The 21,268-nt window shown below is 73.1% G+C and carries 18 protein-coding genes; 7 read left to right on the forward strand and 11 right to left on the reverse strand.

The window, feature by feature from the left end; all coding sequences use genetic code 11:
- Positions 1–35 precede the first annotated feature (35 nt).
- Together ACFWE1_RS06045 and ACFWE1_RS06050 are read left to right on the forward strand one after the other, a co-directional pair.
- On the forward strand, positions 36–1,142 hold the full coding sequence (locus tag ACFWE1_RS06045) for a hypothetical protein (RefSeq protein ID WP_376932570.1): 1,107 nt from the start codon (positions 36–38) through the stop codon (positions 1,140–1,142).
- A 52-nt stretch (positions 1,143–1,194) separates the two neighbouring features.
- A complete protein-coding gene (locus ACFWE1_RS06050; RefSeq protein WP_376932571.1) occupies positions 1,195–1,905 on the forward strand; it encodes an alpha/beta family hydrolase in 711 nt (236 codons plus the stop codon).
- 58 nt (positions 1,906–1,963) lie between these two features.
- Here ACFWE1_RS06050 and ACFWE1_RS06055 read toward each other — a convergent pair whose 3' ends face one another.
- From ACFWE1_RS06055 to ACFWE1_RS06065, 3 genes are all read right to left on the reverse strand, one after another.
- Complete coding sequence (locus ACFWE1_RS06055) at positions 1,964–2,908, reverse strand: NADP-dependent oxidoreductase (protein WP_376932572.1); 945 nt, start codon at positions 2,906–2,908, stop codon at positions 1,964–1,966.
- Between the two features lie 62 nt (positions 2,909–2,970).
- Entirely contained in the window at positions 2,971–4,701 is a 1,731-nt protein-coding gene (locus ACFWE1_RS06060; RefSeq protein WP_376932573.1) for an amidase, read from the reverse strand.
- The gene (locus ACFWE1_RS06065; protein ID WP_376932574.1) at positions 4,698–5,741 is read right to left on the reverse strand and encodes an agmatine/peptidylarginine deiminase; all 1,044 of its coding nucleotides are present in this window, start codon (positions 5,739–5,741) and stop codon (positions 4,698–4,700) included. Before ACFWE1_RS06065 ends, ACFWE1_RS06060 begins: the two co-directional genes overlap by 4 nt.
- A gap of 120 nt (positions 5,742–5,861) precedes the next feature.
- Between ACFWE1_RS06065 and ACFWE1_RS06070 the strand changes: the two genes are divergently transcribed.
- A complete protein-coding gene (locus tag ACFWE1_RS06070; RefSeq protein WP_376932575.1) occupies positions 5,862–6,494 on the forward strand; it encodes a TetR/AcrR family transcriptional regulator in 633 nt (210 codons plus the stop codon).
- Between the two features lie 7 nt (positions 6,495–6,501).
- Here ACFWE1_RS06070 and ACFWE1_RS06075 read toward each other — a convergent pair whose 3' ends face one another.
- Positions 6,502–6,894 (reverse strand): MmcQ/YjbR family DNA-binding protein, encoded by a 393-nt coding sequence (locus ACFWE1_RS06075; RefSeq protein ID WP_376932576.1) that lies wholly within the window; start codon positions 6,892–6,894, stop codon positions 6,502–6,504.
- A 72-nt stretch (positions 6,895–6,966) separates the two neighbouring features.
- Between ACFWE1_RS06075 and ACFWE1_RS06080 the strand changes: the two genes are divergently transcribed.
- Positions 6,967–10,524: a TM0106 family RecB-like putative nuclease gene (locus tag ACFWE1_RS06080; RefSeq protein WP_376932577.1), complete on the forward strand. Its 3,558-nt coding sequence runs from the start codon at positions 6,967–6,969 to the stop codon at positions 10,522–10,524.
- Positions 10,525–10,575: 51 nt separating this feature from the next.
- On the opposite strand, the gene ACFWE1_RS06085 is transcribed toward ACFWE1_RS06080, so the two are convergent.
- Positions 10,576–11,013: a YdeI/OmpD-associated family protein gene (locus tag ACFWE1_RS06085; RefSeq protein WP_376932578.1), complete on the reverse strand. Its 438-nt coding sequence runs from the start codon at positions 11,011–11,013 to the stop codon at positions 10,576–10,578.
- A gap of 66 nt (positions 11,014–11,079) precedes the next feature.
- On the opposite strand from ACFWE1_RS06085, the gene ACFWE1_RS06090 reads away from it, so the two are divergent.
- Positions 11,080–11,346 carry a glutaredoxin family protein gene (locus ACFWE1_RS06090; protein WP_373292238.1) on the forward strand — a complete coding sequence of 89 codons (267 nt, stop codon included), beginning with the start codon at positions 11,080–11,082 and terminating at the stop codon, positions 11,344–11,346.
- 10 nt (positions 11,347–11,356) lie between these two features.
- Here ACFWE1_RS06090 and ACFWE1_RS06095 read toward each other — a convergent pair whose 3' ends face one another.
- From ACFWE1_RS06095 to ACFWE1_RS06110, 4 genes are read right to left on the reverse strand one after another with little or no spacing between them, the layout of a single operon-like run.
- A complete protein-coding gene (locus tag ACFWE1_RS06095; RefSeq protein ID WP_376932579.1) occupies positions 11,357–12,358 on the reverse strand; it encodes an LLM class F420-dependent oxidoreductase in 1,002 nt (333 codons plus the stop codon).
- Positions 12,359–12,385: 27 nt separating this feature from the next.
- Positions 12,386–14,023: a thiamine pyrophosphate-binding protein gene (locus ACFWE1_RS06100; RefSeq protein WP_376932580.1), complete on the reverse strand. Its 1,638-nt coding sequence runs from the start codon at positions 14,021–14,023 to the stop codon at positions 12,386–12,388.
- Positions 14,011–15,702, reverse strand: a complete 1,692-nt coding sequence (locus tag ACFWE1_RS06105) for an amidohydrolase (protein ID WP_376932581.1) — start codon at positions 15,700–15,702, stop codon at positions 14,011–14,013. Before ACFWE1_RS06105 ends, ACFWE1_RS06100 begins: the two co-directional genes overlap by 13 nt.
- Positions 15,699–17,021, reverse strand: a complete 1,323-nt coding sequence (locus ACFWE1_RS06110) for an MFS transporter (RefSeq protein WP_376932582.1) — start codon at positions 17,019–17,021, stop codon at positions 15,699–15,701. Before ACFWE1_RS06110 ends, ACFWE1_RS06105 begins: the two co-directional genes overlap by 4 nt.
- Before the next feature lie 221 nt (positions 17,022–17,242).
- On the opposite strand from ACFWE1_RS06110, the gene ACFWE1_RS06115 reads away from it, so the two are divergent.
- Positions 17,243–18,163 (forward strand): Lrp/AsnC family transcriptional regulator, encoded by a 921-nt coding sequence (locus ACFWE1_RS06115; protein ID WP_376932583.1) that lies wholly within the window; start codon positions 17,243–17,245, stop codon positions 18,161–18,163.
- A 64-nt stretch (positions 18,164–18,227) separates the two neighbouring features.
- Here ACFWE1_RS06115 and ACFWE1_RS06120 read toward each other — a convergent pair whose 3' ends face one another.
- The gene (locus ACFWE1_RS06120; RefSeq protein WP_376932584.1) at positions 18,228–19,430 is read right to left on the reverse strand and encodes a hypothetical protein; all 1,203 of its coding nucleotides are present in this window, start codon (positions 19,428–19,430) and stop codon (positions 18,228–18,230) included.
- A gap of 158 nt (positions 19,431–19,588) precedes the next feature.
- Here ACFWE1_RS06120 and ACFWE1_RS06125 point away from each other — a divergent pair, with 158 nt between their 5' ends.
- Positions 19,589–20,638 (forward strand): LLM class flavin-dependent oxidoreductase, encoded by a 1,050-nt coding sequence (locus ACFWE1_RS06125; protein WP_376932585.1) that lies wholly within the window; start codon positions 19,589–19,591, stop codon positions 20,636–20,638.
- Positions 20,639–20,818: 180 nt separating this feature from the next.
- On the opposite strand, the gene ACFWE1_RS06130 is transcribed toward ACFWE1_RS06125, so the two are convergent.
- Positions 20,819–21,235 (reverse strand): transferase, encoded by a 417-nt coding sequence (locus ACFWE1_RS06130; protein ID WP_189083430.1) that lies wholly within the window; start codon positions 21,233–21,235, stop codon positions 20,819–20,821.
- Positions 21,236–21,268 lie beyond the last annotated feature (33 nt).

Raw genomic sequence — 21,268 nt, forward strand, 5'->3', positions numbered from 1 at the left:
CGCGGCCCGCTCCGGGTCATCCCTAGACTGAGCCCGTGCTGCCCCTCGTCGTCTCCGTCGCGCTCGTGCCGGCGATCGTCATCCTGGCGTTCGGCATCGCAGTGCGACTGGTCTCCCGGCAGCCGGCGGTCTCGCCGGTCGTGCAGTACCTGCCCGACCGCGCCTCAACGGTGCTGCGGGACGCGCTCCTCGCCGACGCCGACCGTCGCGCCGTGCCTGCCGCGCTCATCGAGCTGGCCGTTCGGCGCAAGATCCGGCTGGTGGCGGATGCCTCGGCCGGCGACCGTGCGCCGATCGGCGTCGTCATCGTGGCCGGCGCGCGATTCACGCCCGAGGAGTACGCCGTGCTCGAGGCGCTCGTCGGCCCGGACCACGTGCCCGGGCGGCTGCGCCGCTTCTCGGCGGACCGGCGCGCCCTCGGCCTGCGGATCAAGGCGCTGCTGCGCTTCACGGAGGACTCGCTCGCCCGCGAGGGCCTCGTCGCGACCCGCCGCATCAGCTGGCCGGGCACGACGCTCACGGTGCTCGCGTACCTCGGCATGCTCTCCGAGGCGGTGCTCATCGTCTTCACCCTCGTCGCGAACGACTGGCTCGCCCTCGGCGTGACCCTCGTCGCGACGGCGGCCACGATCCTCACGGTGATCATCACCCCGGCGTCCTGGCGGAAGTACCTGCCCGCGGCCCGCCCGAAGCGGGAGCACCTCGACGGGCTGCGCCAGTACCTGCAGGTGGCGGAGGCCGACCGCCTCCGGGCGCTGCAGTCGCCCCGCGGCGCACCGCTCGTGCCGGAGCCGGCCGAGAGCGCCCCGGCCGAGCCGGGCGGCGACCCGGGTGAGCCGGGCGGCGACGTCCTCGCGCGGTTCCACCTGCACGAGCGGCTGCTGCCGTACGCCGTCGTGTTCGGCGTCGAGCGCGAGTGGGCGGCCAAGCTGAAGCTCGAGGCCGCCGAGGCGGCGAACGCGTCGAATGCGTCGAACGCCGAGACGCTCGCCGGGCTCGTCGAGCTCACGGCGGAGCTCGCGCAGCTCATCGAGCTCGCGGGCGGCGCCGTCGAACTGCTCGCCTCGCTCGGCGAGCTGCGCGATGCCACGGGCGCCGTGATCGAGGGCGCCGGCGCCTTCTTCGACGCCCTCAACCCGTGACCCGAGCCGGAAACCGAGCCGTGACCCCGTCCGTGCCGCGAGAGGAACCGAGATGACCGAGCAGGAGTCGCCCGACGCCGCTGTCGCCGAGCGGGAGCTGCAGATCGACGTCGAGGGGACCCCGGTCTCCGCGGTCGCGACCCGGCCGGACGACGCGCTCGCCACGGTCGTCGTCGCGCACGGTGCCGGCGCCGGCATGGCGCATCCGTTCATGTCGGGCTTCACCCGGGAACTCACCCGGCTCGGCTTCGCCACGCTGCGCTTCAACTTCGCGTACGTCGAGGCCGGACGGCGGATGCCCGGCCGCCCCGCCGCGGCGATCGCCGCGTGGCGGGCGGCGGTCGACACGGCGCGCGGGCTCGCCGCGGAGGCCGTCGCCGCCGAGGAGCCGATCTGGGCGGCCGGCAAGTCGTACGGCGGACGGATGGCCTCGATGGCGGTCGCGGAGGGGATGCCGGTCGACGGGCTCGTCTACCTCGGCTACCCCTTGCATGCGCCGGGCAAGGCGGGTCAGCTCCGTGATGCGCACCTGTACGGCGTGACGACGCCGATGCTGTTCCTGCAGGGCACGAACGACCCCTTCGCGACGCCGAACTCGGAGCTCGACGAGGTCGTCGCCGGCATCGGCCCGACGGCCGTGCTCGAGTGGGTCGACGGCGGCGGGCACTCCTTCGAGGTGAAGGGGAAGAAGCGCGCACCCGCCGAGATCGCCGCGGGCCTCGCTCCGCTCGTCGCCGAGTTCATCCGGTCGCGGCTCGGCTGAACCGGGCGGGCGGGCCGATCCGGCTCGGCTGATGCGGGCCGACGCGGCCGGGGCGCCGCTACGGCACGAGGATGAGCTTGCCGCGCACGTGCCCGGCCTCGCTCAACCGGTGCGCCTCGGCGGCGTCGGCGAGCGGGAGCACCTGCGCGATCTCGACGTCGAAGCGCCCGGCCGCGAGCAGCAGCGCGGCGAGCGGCACGGCGTCCGCGCGCAGTCCCAGCTCCTCCGGCGTGAGCGGGATCGGGCTGCCGCCGCTCCAGGCGCGGATGCCGAGCTCCTCCGCCTGCGGCCCGAGCACGATGGTGCCGATGCGAGCCGGGTCGCGGACGAACTGCTTCGAGACGGCGATCGCCTCGTCGGTGCCGACGAGGTCGAGCGCGGCGTCGACCCCCTGCGGGGCGAGGGCGCGCACCCGCTCGGCGAGGCCGTCACCGTAGCGCACTGGCTCCGCGCCGAGCTCGCGCAGCCGCTCGTGGTTGCGTTCGCTCGCCGTGGCGATGACCCGGGCGCCGACCCGGCGGGCGAGCTGGATGGCGGCCTGGCCGACCGCACCCGCGCCGGCGTGCACGAGCACGGTCTCGCCGGCGGAGACGTCGAGCGAGACGAGCGCCTGGTGGGCGGTGCCGACCGGGACGCCGAGCGCGGCGGCCTGCTCGAAGGAGACGCCCGCGGGCTTCGGCGTGAGCAGGGAGGCGTGCACGGCGACCTCGCTCGCGTACGTGCGGGCCGCCCAGGCGACGATGACCTCGTCACCCGGCTGCCAGCCGGCGACGTCGGCGCCGACGGCGGTGATGACGCCCGAGGCATCCGCCCCCGGCCGGCGCGGTGTCGTGATCGGCCCGCTCGGCCGGAACGCCCGGCGCACCTTGGCGTCGATCGGATTCACCCCGATCGCGCGCACGGAGACGACCACCTCGCCCGGCGCCGCCTCGACCGCTGGAACCTCCCGGTACCGCAGCACCTCGGGTCCGCCGAACTCCTCGTACTCGATCGCGAAAGCCATGCGCCCAGCCTAAGCAGGCCGGGCGCACGGCGGTCGCGGATGACGCCGGGCTACCGCCCGGTTCAGTCGGCCAGGCGCGGGGTGCGCGGCGGCTCGGTGCGGCGGTCGCCCGTCGCCTCGAACGCCGCCGCGAGGGCGAGCAGCGCGGTGTCGTCGTACGCGCGCCCGGCGAGGGTGAGACCGACCGGCATGCCGATGTCGGCCATGGTGCCCATCGGCACGGTCACCGTCGGGATGCCGAGGTGGCGCGGCACGAGGTTGCCGTTCGCGACCCAGACGCCGTTGCGCCAGCCGAGCTCGGCCGAGGCCTCGTTCACGTCCATGTCGGCGGGGCCGACGTCGGCGACCGCGGGGAAGGCGACGGCGTCGAGTCCGAGGCCGTCCATCCACTCCTCGAGGTCGAGACGGCGGGTCTCCTCGAGCCCGCGGACGCCGGCCTCGAGCTCGGGGATCTCCGTGAACGACGCGTACGGGTGCTCGCGAACCTGCTCGGGGTACGCCGCGATGTCGTCGTCGAAGCCGTCGACCCGGTCGGGCAGCGCTCCCTCGGGGTGTGGGAAGATCAGCGCGCCGTCGACGCCCACGAGGGTGCGCAACGCCGGGTCGCCGTTGGCCTGCAGGAAGTCCTCCCACGCCCACGCCGAGAGGTCGAGGATCTCGCGCTGCAGGAACGCCTCGCTGACGAGCCCGCGGGTCTTCAGGGTGGGGGCACCGGGCCGGTCGCCCTCGTAGTTCGAGACCACCGGGAAGTCGACGAGCACGACCTCGGCCCCGGCCGCTTCGAGGTCGCGGCGCGCGGCCTCCCACAGCTCCATGATCGAGGCACGGGTCTCGATGCGCTGCCCGGTCGGCCCGCCGATGCCGCCCGCCGGGTTCGTGCCGGCCTCGGGGTCGGCGTTCACGTACATGCGGGGCACCCCGATGCGCGTGCCCGCGAGCACCGCGCGCGCGGCCGCCGCGTCGCTCGGTAGGAGGGCGGGGTACGAGCTCGGGCGCACCTCGGACGCCGTCGGGATGGGCACCCAGGGCTGCGCGCGCCAGAAGTCGCCGCGCGTCTCGGGGTCGTCGGCGACGATCACGTCGAGCAGCTCGAAGAGGTCGGCCATGGTGCGGGTGTGCGGCACCACGACGTCCATCGTCGGCACGAGCGGCCAGTTGCCGCGCACCGAGATCACTCCGCGCGAGGGCGTGTACGCGCACAGCGCGTTGTTCGTCGCCGGCGCCCGGCCGCTCGACCAGGTCTCCTCGCCGAGGCCGAACGCCCCGAAGGAGGCCGCGGTCGCGGTGCCCGAGCCGTTGGACGAGCCCGAGCCGAAGGCGGCGGTCAGGTAGTCGCCGTTGTACGGGCTCTCGGCGCGGCCGTAGACGCCGCGCTGCATGCCACCGTTCGCCATCGGCGGCATGTTCGTGAGGCCGATCAGCACGGCGCCCGCCTCGCGCAGCCGCTGGATCGTGAACGCGTCGCGCTGCGCCACGAGCTGTTCGAAGGCCGGACTGCCCGCCGCGGCGGTCAGGCCCTTCGCGAGATAGCTGTCCTTCGCGGTGTACGGGATGCCGTCGAGCGGGCCGAGCGTCTCGCCGCGGGCGCGGCGGGCGTCGGAGGCCTCGGCCTCGGCGCGGGCGGCCGGGTTCATCACGACGAGGGCGTTGAGCGCCGTGGGCGTGCCGGGAGCGTCGTAGGCGGCGATGCGGGTGAGGTACGCGTCGAGCAGCTCGACCGAGGTGGTCTCGCCCGATTCGAGGGCGGCGCGGAGGCGGGCGATGGGCGCCTCGACGACGTCGAAGCGGCTCATCGGACACTCCCCTCGACCGTGGGCTGCTGCTGGGTGATGCAGTGGATGCCGCCGCCGCGGGCGAAGATCGGCCGCGAGTCGACGGTGACCGCCCGGCGACCGGGGTAGGCGGCCTCGAGGATCTCGCGGGCGCGGGCGTCGGCCGCCTCCTCGCCGAAGCCGCAGGCGATGATGCCGTCGTTCACGACGAGGTGGTTCACGTAGCTGTAGTCGACGAAGCCCTCCTCGTCGCGCAGGGTGTCGGGCGCCGGGAGGTCGACGACCTCGAAGGCGCGGCCCGAGGCATCCGTCGCCGCTTCGAGCACCCGGCGGATCTCGCGCGAGACCTCGAAGTCGGGGTGCTCGGGGTTCTGCTGCGCGTGCAGCAGCACGGTGCCCGGGGCGGTGATCGTCGCGACGATATCGACGTGGCCGTTCGTGCCGAACTCGTCGTAGTCGCGGGTGAGCCCGCGGGGCAGCCAGACGACCTTCGTCGCACCGATCGTGCGGGCCAGCTCGGCCTCGACGCGCAGCTTGTCGGCGAAGGGGTTGCGGCGCGGGTCGAGCTGCACGGTCTCGGTGACGAGCACGGTGCCCTCGCCGTCGACGTGGATGCCGCCGCCCTCGTTCACGAGCACGGAGCTCACGAGCTCGGCGCCGGTGTGCGCGGCGGCGAAGCGGGCGATCTCGGCCGACTTCTGCCACTCGGCCCACTCGGGGGCGCCCCAGCCGTTGAAGATCCAGTCGACGGCGCCGAGCACGCCGGGGCGCTCGTCGTCGACGACGAAGGTGGGGCCGAAATCGCGCATCCAGAACTCGTCGAGCGGCGCCTCGAGCAGCTCGATCTCGGAACTCAGCATGCGGCGCGCCCGCGCGATCTCGCTCGGGTCGACGACCATCGTGACCGGCTCGAACTCGGCGACGGCGTGCGCCACGGCCGTCCACGCGTCGTACCCCGTCTGCCGGAAGGCCTCGCCCTCGCCGAGGGTGAGGCCCTCGCGCGGGAACGCCATCCAGGTGCGATCGTGCGGTGCGGTCTCTGAGGGCATGCGCCAGCTCATCGGGGGCCTCCACTTCGAGGTTCGGGACGCCCGGGCGGAGCACGGCGTCACGGCTTGATTCGCAGATTGTATTGATCAATCGATCAATATCTGCGCCGAGGCTATCTAGAATGGGGGATCATGTCAACGCCGACCCGCCAGCGCGCCCCCAGGATGTCCCCTGCGGAGCGGGCGCTCTCCATCGCGAACGCCGCCCGCGCGCTCGCGCTCGAGGAGGGGCTCGCCGCGGTCACCCTGCGCGCCGTCGCGGCCCGCGCCGGCGTCGCCCCCGCGCTCGTCGCGCACTACGTGCCGAGCATGGACGTGCTGATCGCGCGCACCTTCGCCTCGGTCGTCTCGGCCGAGGTCGCCGAGATCGAGGCACTGATCGACGAGTCGCCCGGCCCGCGCGAGCAGCTCGGCGTGCTCGTGCGCACGATCCTCGACGGCAGCCGCGACGACGTCACGCTCGTCTGGGTCGAGGCCTGGGCCCTCGGCCGACGCAACGAGACCCTCGCCGCCGAGGTGCGCGCGCAGATGGATGCCTGGCAGGGCGTGATCCAGGACGTCATCGAGGCCGGGGTCGCCGAGGGCGGGTTCGAGACCGACGACCCGGCCGCGGTCGCCTGGCAGCTGCTCGGCATGGTCGACGGGCTGAACGCGCAGGCGCTCGTGCGCTGGGGCGACACGAGCGACCGGGGCTCGCTCATCAGCCACGCCGTCGAGGGCATGCTCGGGCTGCCGCGCGGCGCCCTCGACGCGCCCGCGGCGTAGGCGGCGCTCAGTCCGGGTGGGCGTCGAGCCACTCCCGGCCGAGCTTCGGCGGCGCCATCAGCAGCCAGGCCTCCTCGACGAGCTCCTCGAGCCGCCGATCCGAGATGCGGTCGAGCCGCGCGAGGATCGCCGACCAGCCGTCGAAGTGGTGGATCGTGAAGAACACCGCCGGGTCCTCCTCGATCAGGGCGAGCTTCACCGCCTCGTCCTCGACTCTGGCGCCCATGATCGGGCCGGGCTGCTCGTCGAGGCCGAGCTCCGCCAGGTCGGTCTTGCGCAGCGGCCGCTCCCAGACGAAGCCCTTTCCGTGCACGCGCCAGTGCGCCGACCCCCAGCTCGTGCCCTCGCTCGTGTCGGGCAGGGCGAGGGCGAGACGGCGGAGCTGCTCCCAGTCGGCCATGCGGCACACCCTACGCCGATGCTGTGTCGGACGCACCGGCTAGCGTGGAGGCATCCCGAACGAAGGAGCCCGATGTACCTGCTGAACGGCTCCGTGGTGACGAGCGCGAGCGACCTCAAGAAGGCGAGCGACTGCGAGTTCGCCTTCCTGCGCGAGCTCGACCAGAAGCTCGGCCGCGACGCGCTGTTCGCCCCGCTCGACGATCCCATGCTGCGCCGGGCCGGCGAACTGGGCGACGCGCACGAGCTGCGCGTGCTCGAACGCTACCGGGCCGAGTTCGGCGACGGCGTGGTCGAGATCGAGCGCCCCGACGTGCGCGACCTCGAGCAGGTGTCCGCCGCCGTCGCCGCGACGAGCGCCGCGTTCGCCGCCGGCGCGCCCGTGGTGTTCCAGGCGACCTTCGCCGAGCCCGACTTCATCGGCTTCGCCGACTTCATCGTGCGCCGGCCCAACGGCAGCTACCGCGTGCAGGACTCCAAGCTCGCCCGGCACGCGCGGGTCACCGCACTGCTGCAGCTCGGGGCCTACGCCGAGCAGCTCGCGCGGCTCGGCGTGCCGCTCGACGACACCGTCGAGCTCCTGCTCGGCGACGGCTCCGTGAGCGCGCACTCGCTCGCCGACATCCTGCCGGTGTACCGCGAGCGCCTCGCCCGCATGCGCCGCATCGTCGCCGAGCGCGAGGCCGACACCGCGCCGGTCGCCTGGGGCGACCCGCGCTACACGCACGACGGGCGCTGCCCCACCTGCGAGCTCGAGGTGCAGGCCAACCGCGACGTGCTCATGGTCGGCGGGCTGCGCACCACGCAGCGGGAACCCCTCGCGGCGGCCGGCATCACGACGATCGACGGGCTCGCCGCGTCGACCGGGCCCGTGCCCCACCTCGCCGAGGCGACGCTCGAGAACCTGCGCGCCCAGGCGCGGCTGCAGCTGCGCGCCGAGTCCGAGGCGAGCGCCGCCGAGGCGTCCGGGGCCTGGCGCGAGGGCGACCCGCCGCTCGCCCCGCCCGTCGAGCTCCGCGAGGCGCGCGCGATCGCCGCCATCCCCGAGCCGAGTCCCGGCGACCTGTTCTTCGACTTCGAGGGCGACCCGCTCTACACCGAGGGCGACGGCACGAAGTGGAACCTCGACTACCTCTGGGGCATGGTCGACACCGCCGAGCAGTACACGGCGTTCTGGGCGCACTCCTTCGCCGAAGAGCGCGAGGCGCTCGTCCGGTTCCTCGAGCTCGTCAAGCTGCGCCGCCAGGTGCACCCCGAGCTGCACATCTTCCACTACGCGAGCTACGAGCGCACGCACCTGACCGCCATCGCCGCCCGGCACGGCGTGGGCGAGGCCGAGGTCGATCAGCTCCTCGCCGACGGCGTGCTCGTCGACCTCTACCCGATCGTGAAGCGGGCGGTGCGGGTGGGCAGCCGCTCCTACTCCATCAAGAAGCTCGAGCCGCTCTACATGGGCGCCGAGCTGCGCGAGGCCGACGTCAAGTCGGGCGCCGACTCCATCACCGAGTACGTGCGGGCGAGCGAGCTGCAGGCGGCGGCGCAGCTCGAGGGCGATGCGGATGCCGCGGCCGAGGCCGCCCGCATCCTCGCCGACCTGGCCGACTACAACCGCTACGACTGCGTCTCCACCCTGCGCCTGCGGGACTGGCTGCTCGAACTGGGCCGCGGGGCCGGCGTCGCACCGGTGCCGGGTGCGCTGCTGGCCGACCGGGCACCCGGGCGCATCTACGAGGCCTCGCCGCTCGCGCTCCGCCTGCGGGCGATGGTGCAGCAGCGCGAGGCCGCCCGGCCGACCCTCGACGGCGTCCGGCGCGACGCCGACACCGAGGCGCTCGCGCTCGCCTCCGCCGCCATCGACTACCACGCCCGAGAGGCCAAGAGCTTCTGGTGGTCGCACTACCTGCGCTGCGACCAGCCCGTCGAGAGCTGGGAAGACCATCGCGACGTGCTCGTCGTCGACCCGGCGCGTTCGCGTGCGCTCGGCAACTGGTACGAGGAGCCGCGCTGGCAGAGCGCCCGCCGCGAACTGCTGCTCGACGGCCGGGTCGCCCCCGGCTCCCGCTTCAGCCCCGGCGCCGAGGTGTTCCTCCTCTACGACTGGCCGGCGCCGTTCGACGCGCAGTCCGCGCGGCCGGGGCAACGGGCCTGGTCGAACGCCGTCGTGGTGGAGGCCGGTGACGCCGGCGTGCGGGTCGAGGAGCGCGGCCAACCCGGGCGCACGTGGCGCGACCTGCCCGTCGCGATCGCACCCGGCGCTCCCCCGCGGGCCGACGCCTTGCGCGATGCGATCGCCGAGTGGGCGGCGGCGATCCCGACGCTCGATCCCGAGCTTCCACGTACCCCGGCGATGGACGTGCTGCGGCGACGCCCGCCGCGCACTACGGGCTCGCTCGCACCGGTCGGCGCCGAGCACGACTACCTCGGTGCCGTCGTCGACTCGGTGCGCCGGCTCGATCACTCCTACCTCGCCGTGCAGGGCCCGCCTGGCACCGGCAAGACCTACCTCGCCGCGCATGTCATCGCCCGGCTCGTCCGCGAGCACGGCTGGCGCGTCGGGGTCGTCGCCCAGTCGCACACCGTCGTCGAGCACCTGCTCGAGGCGATCGTCGCCGCGGGGCTCGACGCGGGGCTCGTCGGCAAGGCCGTGAAAGACCCGGCCGAGGCGGGGCTGCGCGCGTTCACCACGTTCGCCCGAAAAGACGAACTCACGGCGTTCGTCTCGGAACGGCCCGACGGTCACGTCGTCGGCGGCACCGCCTGGGACTTCTGCAACGTGCGCCGCATCCCGCGGGGCTCGCTCGACCTGCTCGTCATCGACGAGGCCGGCCAGTTCTCCCTCGCCTCGACCATCGCGGTCTCGGTGGCGGCCCGCAATCTGCTGCTGCTCGGCGATCCGCAGCAGCTCCCGCAGGTGAGCCAGGCGCTGCACCCGGAGCCGGTGGATGCCTCGGCGCTCGGCTGGGTCGCCGACGGTCACGACGTGCTGCCGGCCGAGTTCGGCTACTTCCTCGCCGAAAGCCGGCGCATGCACCCGGCCGTGGCGGCCCCCGTGTCGCGGCTCTCCTACGAGGGCGAGCTGCAGTCGCACCCGGTCGCCGCCAGTCGTGCGCTCGACGGCGTCGCGCCGGGGCTCACGCCGATCCCGGTCGAGCACGAGGGCAACTCGACGCACTCGCCGGAAGAGGCGAAGGCAGTGGTCGAGCTCGCCCGCTCGTTGCTCGGGCGCGAGTGGGTCGACGCCGACGACTCGGCCGATGGACCGGTGCGCGCGGCGCCCCGCCCGCTCGAGCCCGCCGACCTCATCGTCGTCACCCCGTACAACGCGCAACTGGGCGTCGTGCGGGAGGCGCTCGACGCCGCCGGGCTGCACGAGGTGCCGGTCGGCACGGTCGACAAGTTCCAGGGGCAGGAGGCGGTGATCGCGATCGTGTCGCTCGCGGCATCCTCGGCGCGTTCGGCGCCACGCGGGCTGGAGTTCCTGCTGCTCAAGAACCGGCTGAACGTGGCGATCTCGCGCGCGAAGTGGGCGGCGTACCTCGTCTACTCGCCCGGGCTGCTCGACGGACTCCCGCACCGGGCCGAGGGGGTGGCCCAGCTCAGTGGCTTCATGCGTCTCGTCGGCCGCGCCTGAGGTCGGCCGCGCCTGAGGTCAGCCGCGCGTAAGCGAGGTGCGCGCCGGGGTTCAGCCCGCGATGAGCTTCGCGACCGCGGCGTCGATGCGGCGCTGCCGGGTTTCGGCGGCCTTCGCCTGCTCGATCGCGGTGACGTGGGCCTTCTTGTGGCTCGGCGCCAGCGCCTCGAACGCGGCGAGGGCACCGGGGGCGGCGTCGAGCGCGGCCCGGAAGTCCGCGGGCACTTCGACGGTGCGCGGGGCCGTGTCCAGCTCCACCTCGACCTCGATGGCGTCGCCGCCGCCGATGCCGGTCTCCGCCCGCTTGTCCGAGCTGAACGGGATGAGCGAGCGCCCGCCCATCGCCCCGACCGTGCTGCGGTACTCGTAGCCGTTCACCCGCACGAGCACGGGCGGCCGCTTGCCGCCGCCGAGCGCCTCGATCACCTCGGGCGGCACCTCGATGCCCGTGTTGTTGCCCAGCTGGGACATCGTCGTCTCGAATCGCATGCCCCCAGTCTGACCGCCGGGCGGCGTTCGGGAATACCCCAGCCAGGTAATGCGTACAGTATCGATGTGACTGCTACTGCTGCGAACCCCGACCGGATCACCATGTACGGCGCCGCCTGGTGCGGTGACTGCCGTCGCTCGAAGGCGCTGCTCGACCGCCGCGGCGTCGACTACGAGTACGTCGACCTCGAGGTGCACGTCGAGGCCGCCGAGACGGCGAAGTCGATCTCCGGCCGCACGAACATCCCCGTCGTGGTCTTCCCCGACGGCACCCACTTCACCGAGCCCACCGACGCCGAGCTCGGCGCGAAGCTCGACGCCGTCGGCGCGTAGCCGAGGGCCGTCAGCGCAGCGCGGGGATGACCTCGCGCTCGAAGAGCTCCAGCCCGCTGCGGTCGTAGGCCGCCTCCGGGAAGTAGTGGATCGCGTAGCCGAGGCCGCGCTCGCGCATGTCCCGGAGCCGCTCCACGACGGCGTCGACCGTGCCGACGGCGATCGCGGCATCCGCCCGGAAGTCGGCGATGAAGGTGTCGGCCGCCGCCTCGCCGGCTGAACCGGCGAGGCGCGCGTGCACGGCGTCGAGGCGTCGCTCCACGTCGGCCTCGTCGACGCCGATGACGGTGTTGAAGTTCGCCGAGCGGGTGATCTGCTCGAAGGGTCGGCCGAGCCGCTCGCAGTGCCCCCGCAGCACCTCGCTCTTGCGGCTGAACTCCTCTGGGCTGCCGTAGAAGTTCGTCGCGCTCGCGTACTTCGCCGCGATGCGGAGCGTCACCTTCTCACCGCCGCCGGCGATCCACATGGGGATGCCGCCAGGCTGCAACGGTTGCGGCTGCACGATCGCGCCGTTCACCTGGTAGTGCTCCCCGTCGAGGGTCGCACTGCCCGTCGTCCACGCCTGGTGCATGATCTCGACGCCCTCGCGGAGCCGAGCCAGCCGCTCGGGCACCTCCGGGAAGCCGTAGCCGTACGCGCGCCACTCGTGCTCGTACCAGCCGGCGCCGATGCCCATCTCGACCCGCCCGCCTGAGACGATGTCGACGGTCGCCGCGACCTTCGCGAGGTACGCGGGATTGCGGTAGCTCATGCACGTGCACATCTGCCCGAGCCGCACGCGCGAGGTCGATGCCGCGAACGCGGCCATCAGCGACCATGCCTCGTGCGTCGCCTCGTGCTCGCTCGGCACGGGCACGGTGTGGAAGTGGTCGTAGACCCAGATCGACTCCCACGGCGACCCTTCGCGGTCGGCGAACTCGGCGAGGGAGCGCATCACGCCCCACTGCTCGCGGGGATCGATGCCGACGAGGTCGTGACGCCAGCCCTGGGGGACGAACATTCCGAAGCGCATGGTCACGATCGTACGCGCGGCGCCGGGCTAGCCGAGCGCGGTCTGGGGCACGTGCACGAACTGCACCCCGCCCGCCGCGATGGCCGCCGCGATCGTCGGCGCCACCTCCTCCGCACGCCCGACCCGCTGGGCGCTCGCCCCGAACGCGGCGGCGAGCGCGGCCCAGTCGGGCTGGACGAGGTCGACGCCGATGGGCTGGATGCCTCGGTCGACCTCGTTCTGCCTGATCTCGGCGTACCCGCCGTTGTCGACGCAGACGACCGTGAGGTCGAGCCGCTGCTCGATCGCCGTGACGAACTCGTTGACGCAGAACATGAGCGCCCCGTCGCCGATCACCGTGACCACCGGCCGCTCGGTCTGCGCGACCCGGGCGCCGATCGCAGCCGGCAGGCCGTATCCGAGCGTCGCGTACGTCGGCGTATACAGCAGCGAGTGCGGACGCGACTGGCGCAGCACGTTGGCCAGGGCGAGGTAGACGATCTGCGAGGAGTCGCCGGCGACGATCGCGTCCTCGGGCAGTGCGCCCGCGATGCGCTCGGCCAGCTCGACCGTCTCGGGGAGGATGCCGTGCACCTCTGCCGCGATGGCGGCACGGCGCGCGTCGAGCTCGGGCCAGGCGCGCGGCGCGGCATCCGCACCCGCCGATCCCTCCGCGTCGAGTGCGGCGAGCAGGCCGGCGACCACCGCGGCGGTGTCCCCGACGATGCCGACGCTCGCCTCCAGGTTCTTGTGCAGCTGCGCCGCGGAGATGTCGACGCGGACGACGGCGCCGCCGGCCTCGAGCCGGGGCACCCACAGCTCGGCCTCGCCGAGCTTCGAGCCGAGCACGATGAGCACGTCGGCGGTCTCGGCCACTTCGCGCGCGGACGCGATACGGAGGTTCGAGCCGAGGGAGAGCGGGTGGGTCTCGTCGAGCACGCCCTTGCCGTTCAGCGTGGTCACAACGGGGGCGCCGAGCCGCTCGGCGAGCGCGGTCACCTCGGCCACGGCGCCGGTCGATCCACCGCCGGCGACGATGACGGGCGAACTCGCCCGGGCGATGAGGGCCGCAGCCGTCGCGACCGCCTCGGGGTCGCCGGGCTCGGGAGCGGGCGCCGGGCGGGCGGCCCGGGCGGCGGCCGGCACCCCGGCGGCCCCTTCGAGCACGTCGAGCGGGATCTCGATGTGCACGGGCCGGGGGCGCCCGGTGCGGAACAGCGCGAACGCGTCGTGCACAGCATCCACCGCTTCCGCGGCGCTCGTGACGCGCCGCGACCACTCGGCGATCGCCGCGACCATCGCGGTCGCGTCCTTCGTCTCGTGCAGGGTGCCGACGTCGCGGAACTCGGCACCGAGGGCGACCCCGGGCGAGAGCACGAGGAGCGGCCGCGACTCGCAGAAGGCTGTGCCGATGGCGCTCATCGCATTCTGCAGCCCGGGGCCCGAGGTCGTGATGACCACGCCGGGGAGCCCCGTCTGCTGCGCCCAGCCGTCGGCGCCGTAGCCGGCGCCCTGCTCGTGCCGGTTCGTCACGGCCCGCATGCCGAGCTCGGCCAGGGGACGGTAGAGCTCCAGGTTGTGGGTGCCGGGGATGCCGAAGACGGTGGTGACGCCGTAGGCGCGGATGGTCTCGAGAACGGCTCGCCCGGCCGTGTCGGCGTACTGCTCGTCGGTCACGGCTTCCATCCTTCCGGCGCGGCGGCCCGGTGCCGGCGCTCCCCGCCCACCCAGGTCTCGAGCACGGGGATCTCGGCGATCCGCTCGGCCGCGAACGTGAGCGGATCGGCACCGAGGACGGCGAAGTCGGCGTACTTGCCGACCTCGAGCGAGCCCAGGTCGTCCTCGCGGCCGAGGGACACCGCGGCCTCGAGGGTGTGCGCTCGGAGGGCGGCGGCGGCCGAGATGCGCAGCCCCTCGTCGCCGAGCCGGTGCCCCCGACGGGTCACCCTGGTGACGGCGGTCTGGATCGCCTCGAGGGGGATGGGGTCCGCGACGGGGGCGTCGGAGGAGATCGTCATGGGCACGCCGGCGGCCTCGAACTCGCCGAGCGGGTTGAACCGCTCGCCCGGGGTGCCGATCGCCTCCTCGACTCCCTCGCCCCAGTTGTAGTAGTGCTGCGGCTGGTTGACGGGGCGGATGCCGGAGGCGGCCATCCGCCCGATCTGCTCGGGCGTCGGCAGCCCGCAGTGCTCGATGCGGTGGCGGGCGTCGGCGTCGGGGCGCTCGGCGAGCGCGGCCTCGATCGCGGAGACGACCATCTCGATCGCAGTCGGGGACTGCGCGTGCGTCGCGGTCTGCAGCCCGGCGGCGTGCGCCTTGCGGATGAGCTCGGCGTAGTCGGCGGGCTCGTGGTACAGCTGCCCGGTGCGGCAGGGATCGCCGACGTAGCCGTCGGGGAAGTACGCCGTCCACCCGCCGAGCGTGCCGTCCGCGTAGAACTTGATGCCCGCGAAGCTCAGGTGCGCGTTGCCGAACTGCCCGACGAGCCCCATCTCGAGGGCGTCGTCCAGCAGGTGCGAGAGCAGGTACATCGAGACCCGCAGCTCGAGCCGGCCAGCCTCGGCGAGACGCAGGTACATGTCGAACTCGCGCCGCGAGACCTGGGCGTCCCCGATCGTGGTGACACCGCCGGCCAGGAACTGGCGGGTGGCGAGGTCGAGCTGGCGCAGGTGCTCCTCGGGCTCGTCGGCGAGGTGGAAGTTCGGCCCGTGGTGGCCGATCTTCACGCCGTGCACGCCGGTGAGGATGTTGCACGCGGCGTCCGAGAGCTCACCGGTGAGTTCACCGTCGGCGTCGCGGAAGAACTCGCCGCCCTCGGGGTTCGGGGTGTCGCGGTCGACGCCATTCCGCTCGAAGGTGAAGGAGTTGACGACCCCGCCGTGGCCGGAGGCGTTCATCAGGTACACCTCGCGGTCGGTGGCGACCTCGTCGAGCTCGAACCGGGTGGGGTGACGCTGCTCGGCGAGGTTGCGGTGCTCGTAGCCGTAGCCGCGCACCGGCCGGCCGGCGGGCAGCCGCTCGGCCGCGGCCTTCAGCAGCGCGACGATCTCCGGGATGCTGCCCGCTTGCGCCGGCCCGCAGTCGACCCAGGTCATCATCTGCCCGTACATCAGCGGGTGCGCGTGCGCGTCGATGAAGCCGGGCACGACGACCGCGTTGCCGAGCTCGATCCGCTCGGGGGCGAGGCCCGCGCGCTCCGCGGCGGCCTCGCACTCGGCGGGCGTGCCGATCGCGACGATCCGGCCGCGGTCGGTGAGCATCGCGGTCGCGGTGGTGCCCGCATCGTCGACGAGGTGGATGGCCCGGGCCGTGACGAGCCGCGGGGCGGTCTGGCTCGGCCGGTCGAATGCGGTCAGTTTCCTCATGGCAGCGGCGTCTCCTTGGTGTCGAGGCGGGGCGTGAACGAAGCGGTGACGGGGGCCTCGTCGGAGTGCTGGGGGGCGAGCCGCGTGCAGATGCCGGCGAGCACGGCCATGCCGACGAACATCGCGATGACCGACCAGATGCTGCCGGTCCAGGCGATGAGCTGCGTCGCGAACCACGGCGAGAAGCCGGCCCAGATCGCCGCGCCGACGCCGTAGGAGAGGGCGATGGAGGTGTACCGCGCCTGCGGGCGGAACATCTGCGCGAGGATCGCGGCGATGGGCGCGTAGGTGGCGCTCATGGCGATGCGGACGAGCGAGGCGAGGAGGAAGATCAGCGGTTCGACCTTGCCCGGCATCGCGAGCATGAACGGGATGAACGTCGCCACCGAGCCGACGAGGCCGAGGTACATGATGTTCTTCCGCCCCCACTTGTCGCCGAGCCAGGCGACCGGCAGGGTGACGACGAACTCGACGAAGGAGGCGATCGTCATGGCGTCGAGGATGACCTGCTCGCTGAGCCCGATCGGGGCGCCGGTCGCGTAGGCCGTGGCGAAGGTGGTGGCGAGGTAGTAGCCGCCGGTCGAGATCGGCAGGAGGCCGATGCCGAGGAGGATGGGCAGCCAGTTCGTGCGGAGCGCGAAGGCGAGCGGCATCGACTGCTTGCGGCCCTCGACCTTCTGCTCGAACACGGGCGACTCCTCGACCCGGTAGCGCACCCAGAATCCGACGCCCACGAGCACGATCGACAGCAGGAAGGGGATGCGCCATCCGCCGTTCAGGATGAAGTCGTCGCCGGCGCGGGCCATGATGGCGAAGATGCCGGAGGCGAGGAGTGCGCCGGCCGGGTTGCCGAGCTGGGTGAAGCCGCCGTAGAACGTCTTCGACTTCTCGGGGGCGTGCTCGACGCTCATGAGCACCGCGCCGCCCCACTCGCCGCCGACGGCGAGCCCCTGCATCGCGCGCAGCAGGATCAGCAGCACGGGCGCGAGGAAGCCGATGGTGTCGTAGGTCGGCAGGCAGCCGACGAGGACGGTCGAGACACCCATGAGCAGCAGGGTGATGACGAGCGAGGTCCGCCGGCCCAGCTTGTCGCCGATGTGGCCGAAGATGATGCCGCCGAGGGGGCGCACGAGGAACGCGACGGCGAAGGTGGCGAAGGCGGCAGCGGTCTCGGCGAGCGGGTCGCCGCTCGGGAAGAACAGGGGGCCGAAGACGAGCGCGGCCGCGGTCGCGTAGACGTAGAAGTCGTACCACTCGATGGTGGTGCCGACGAACGCGGCGATGCCCGCCCTGCGGGCTCTGCTGTGCGTGGTGGTCATGACCGCTCCTTCGCGGATGATTCAGGGGACAGCGATGGATGCTACGAGCCTCCGTCGGCGCCAGCAAGCACAGAACTCCAGCAGGACGCCTGACCCACTGGAGTTTTGCTCGCTCAGCGAAGCAGAACTGTTCCGATCATCGGCAGATCCGGCGGCTACACTGCTGTTGTGCAGGTGATCACTCGCGATCAGCGGAATCTCGGAACGGTCGGCGTAGCCGCGTGGACTTCGACGCCGAGCTGATCCGCGCCCTCCAGGAGGACGGCCGCGCGAGCATCCACGCCCTCGCCGGCCGCCTCGGCCAATCGCGCGCGGCGGTGTCCGCGCGATTGCGCACGATGCTGGCCGACGGCACCGTGCGTGTCGTCGCCGCGGTCGATCCCTCGTTCCTCGGCCAGCACGTGCTCGCGCATGTGTCGATCCGCACGGACGGCGACGTCGAGCCCGTCGCCGAGCAGCTGCGCGGGCTCGCCGAGACCGTCCTCGTCTCCGCCGTCGGCGGGGTGTACGACCTCGTCACCGAGGTGCGACTCTCCTCCATGGCGGCGCTGCACCGACTGCTCGCCCGCATCCGCGCGATGGCAAACGTCGTCGAGATCAACACGCTCATCTATTCGAAGGTGATCCGCGGCTTCTTCGTCTCCGAGTACCACGGGGGCATCACGATCGACGCCATCGACACCGCCCTCATCGAGCAGCTGCAGCGCGATGGCCGGGCGAGCTTCCGCGCACTCGGCGAAGCGGTGCGGCTCTCGCCGTCCGCGGTCGCGACCCGGGTGCAACGACTCGTCGACGGCGGCGTGATCAAGGTGAGCGCGGTCGAGGCGCGCGGCCTCGCCCACCGGCAGCTCTCGATGGGCGTCGGCCTGAACCTCGCCGGCGCCGACGACGCCCTCCTCACCGCGCTGCAGAGCTGGCGCGGCGTCGACTTCGCCGCGAAGACGCTCGGCCGCTTCGACGCCATCATGACGCTCGTCGAGCCGTCGCCCGGTGCCCTCTACGCGAGCCTCGAGCGCATCCGCGCCGTGCCCGGCGTCGTGCACACCGAGTCCTGGCTGCACCTGGCCGTGCTGAAGGAGCACTACGCGCGGACGCTCCGAACGCCCGCCTCGAGCGGCGGTGCGGGCGCGACCCGCCCCTGAGACGCGAACGGCGGGATGCCTCGACCGAGGCATCCCGCCGTTCCGCGCATGCGCGAGGGTGTGCTCAGGCGAGGGCGAAGCGCAGCTCCGCCATCGCCGGTGCCGACCAGACGCCGCCGTCGAGTTCGCTGGCCCGCACGGTGACGACCTTGCCGCCCTTCGAGACGACGAGCAGGGCGAGCTGCGGCAGTAGATCTCCCGCCGGCGTGCCGTCGGGAAGCGCGTCACCGGCGCCGTGGTCGGTGGCGAACTCGATCGCGCCGGACTCCCGGTCGAGGGTGCCGTTGACCGAGCTGGTGAAGTCGAACCAGAAGGTCTCGACGGCGCCGTCGGCCGCCTCCCTCGCGATCGCCGCGAGGTCGCGTTCGACGCGGCCGGCACTGCCCTCGGCGAGCGCGCGGAGCGCCCGCTCGGCCTCGCGCACGTTCAGTCGGCCGAGTTCGCGGCGGAGGATCTCGTCGAGCTCGGCCGCGCCGAGCCGGTCGGGCGAGCCGGGCACAGCGACGACGCGGCGCGAGTTCCTGGTGTTCTGCAGGAAGAGGCTGAGCAGCGGCTCGGCGGCGAAGACGAACACCGGCACCCGCTCGTCGGGGTCGCGTTCGAGCAGCTCCCGCCGGGCGACCTCGATCACGCGCTTCGCGTACAGGTCGAGGAGGGTCTTGCGGCCCTCGTCGCCGAGCAGCCGGCTGGCGCCGCCGAACTGGCTCGCGGTGCCGCGGTTCGAGCCGCGGGGCTTGTCCTCGCCGGGCTCGCGGTTGGTGGCCTCGTCGAGGTTCGCGGTGCCCTGCTGATCGATCGGCAGCTTCACGGCGCGGTCGGTCGGGGTCGCGTGCCAGAGCGCCCACTCGCTCGCCGAGATGGTGATCGCGAAGGCCTCCTGGTCCTGGCTCGGGGCGCGCAGCAGCTGGCCGAGCGTGAAGTGGGAGCCGACGTGCACGGCGTCGTCGAGCCGGTTCGGCAGTACGAACACCTCGCTCACGTCCGGCGAGACGAACAGCGCGAGCGAGCGGGCGAGGCCGCCCCAGAGCTGCTGGTCGCCGAGGATCCGGTCGCGCTCGGCGCGGATCGCGTCGAGCTCGGCGGTGTCGGCGCCCGCGGCCTTCAGGTGCTCGAGCGCCTCGTCGAAGCCGCTCTTGACCGCCACCTCGGCGCGTTCGCGCTCGCTCACCACGGGTGAGGTCGAGGCGTAGATCGTGACCGCCGGGTGATGCGCCCCCGCCAGCACCGAGAAATCCGCGGCCGTGGGCAGTTCGTAGTGGACCGTCATCCGTACCCCCTCGAGGATCGTGAGCGACGGCGATGTCGCTCCCTCCCCACCATAGGAAGGCGCACCGCTCGGCAACACCCCCAGCTGCGGCATCCGGATGGCATGTTCAGGATCGGCCGCTGGAATAGCGGCCGCCGCTCCCGGCGTTGGCAGGAGTGATGACCACGACGCCGAAGCTCTCCGTCCTCGACCTCATTCCCGTCCGCGACGGCCAGACGAGTGCCGAGGCGGTGCGCGCCTCGATCGGGCTCGCCCGGCTCGCGGACCGCGCGGGCTACGAGCGGTACTGGTTCGCCGAGCACCACAACATGCCCTCGGTCGCCTCGACCACGCCGCCCGTGCTGATCGCGGCGGCCGCGGCGAGCACCGAGCGCATCCGGGTGGGCTCCGGCGGCGTGATGCTGCCGAACCACGCGCCGCTCGTCGTCGCCGAGCAGTTCGCCGCGCTCGAGGCGCTCGCGCCGGGGCGCATCGATCTCGGCATCGGCCGGGCGCCCGGCAGCGATCCGGTGATCACGCAGCTGCTGCGCATCTCGGGCCCGACGGCCGACGTCGACCGCTTCCCCGACCACATCGCAGACATCCTCGCGCTGCTCTCCCCCGACGGCGCGACCCTGCGGCTCACGAGCGGCCGGGAGTACGCGATCCAGGCGACGCCGGCGGCGACCGAGGTGCCGACGCTGTGGCTGCTCGGCTCGAGCGACTACTCGGCGAAGCTCGCCGCCGAGCTGGGGCTGCCGTACGTGTTCGCGAACCACTTCTCGGGCGAGGGGCTCGAGCGCGCGCTCGAGCTGTACCGCAGCGGCTACCGGCCGAGCGAGGCGCACCCCGAGCCGGAGACGTTCCTCACGGCGAACGTCGTCGTCGCGCCGACGGCCGAGGAGGCCGCCGAGCGGGCGCTCCCCCAGCTGCGGGCGATGGCGAGGCTCCGGCTGAACCGGCCGATGCGCCCGCTCGAGACCGTCGACCAGGCGCTCGCAGCTCCCCGCGACTCCGACGCCGAGCAGCTCATCGACGCGATGCGGCACCGCTGGATCATCGGCGACGCGGATGCCGCGGCCGCCGAGCTGCGCACGCTCGCCACCCGGCACGGGGTCGAGGAGATCATGGTGTCGCCCGTGGCGGGCGCCCGGGCGGACGAGCCGCGCGACGCCGCCCCGGGCCGGGAGCAGTCGCTCACCCTGCTCGCGGAGGCGCTCGCGGCGTAGCCCGCCGAGGGCCTCCGTTCAGGATTCACCCGGGCCTCCGCGGAGGTGATCGCCCGCCGCGGAGGACGATTTCGGCCGGAGCATCCTCCCGCGCGGTCAATCTCCTCCCGCGAGGAGATTCGCAAACACCGGGGATGGGAGTCCGGCCCGGCCAGGGGGTGGCCGGGCCGGACGGCGGGCTCAGGCCGCGAGGCCGAGCCGGCGCAGGTCGTCGCTCGAGGGCCGGTACTCGGTGCCCTCGGCGACGGACGTGTCACGGGGGACGCGGGCACCGTTGTGCACCTTCGCGTCCGGGCCCACCGTCGCGTACGGGCCGACGACCGCGCTGCGGCCGACGACGGCACCGTGCCCGATGCGGGCGTTCACTCCGATGACCGCGCGCTCGGCGACGATCGCATCGGCCTCGACCCATCCGCCGTGCTCGATGGAGGCGCCGCGCTGCACGACGGCACCCGGATCGACGTAGGCGGTCGGATCGACGTAGGCCGTCGGGTCGACCTTCGCGGTGGTCGCGACGAGGCCGCGTCCATTCGCGTGCTTGCGGTAGCGGCGCAGAACTCCGTGCTCGTCTTCGAATTCGACGTAGCTGATGCCCACGTTCCGCCTCCTTCACTGTCGAGACGGACTCTC

It is taken from the genome of Agromyces sp. NPDC060279, from assembly GCF_042726785.1.
GTDB lineage: Bacteria > Actinomycetota > Actinomycetes > Actinomycetales > Microbacteriaceae > Agromyces.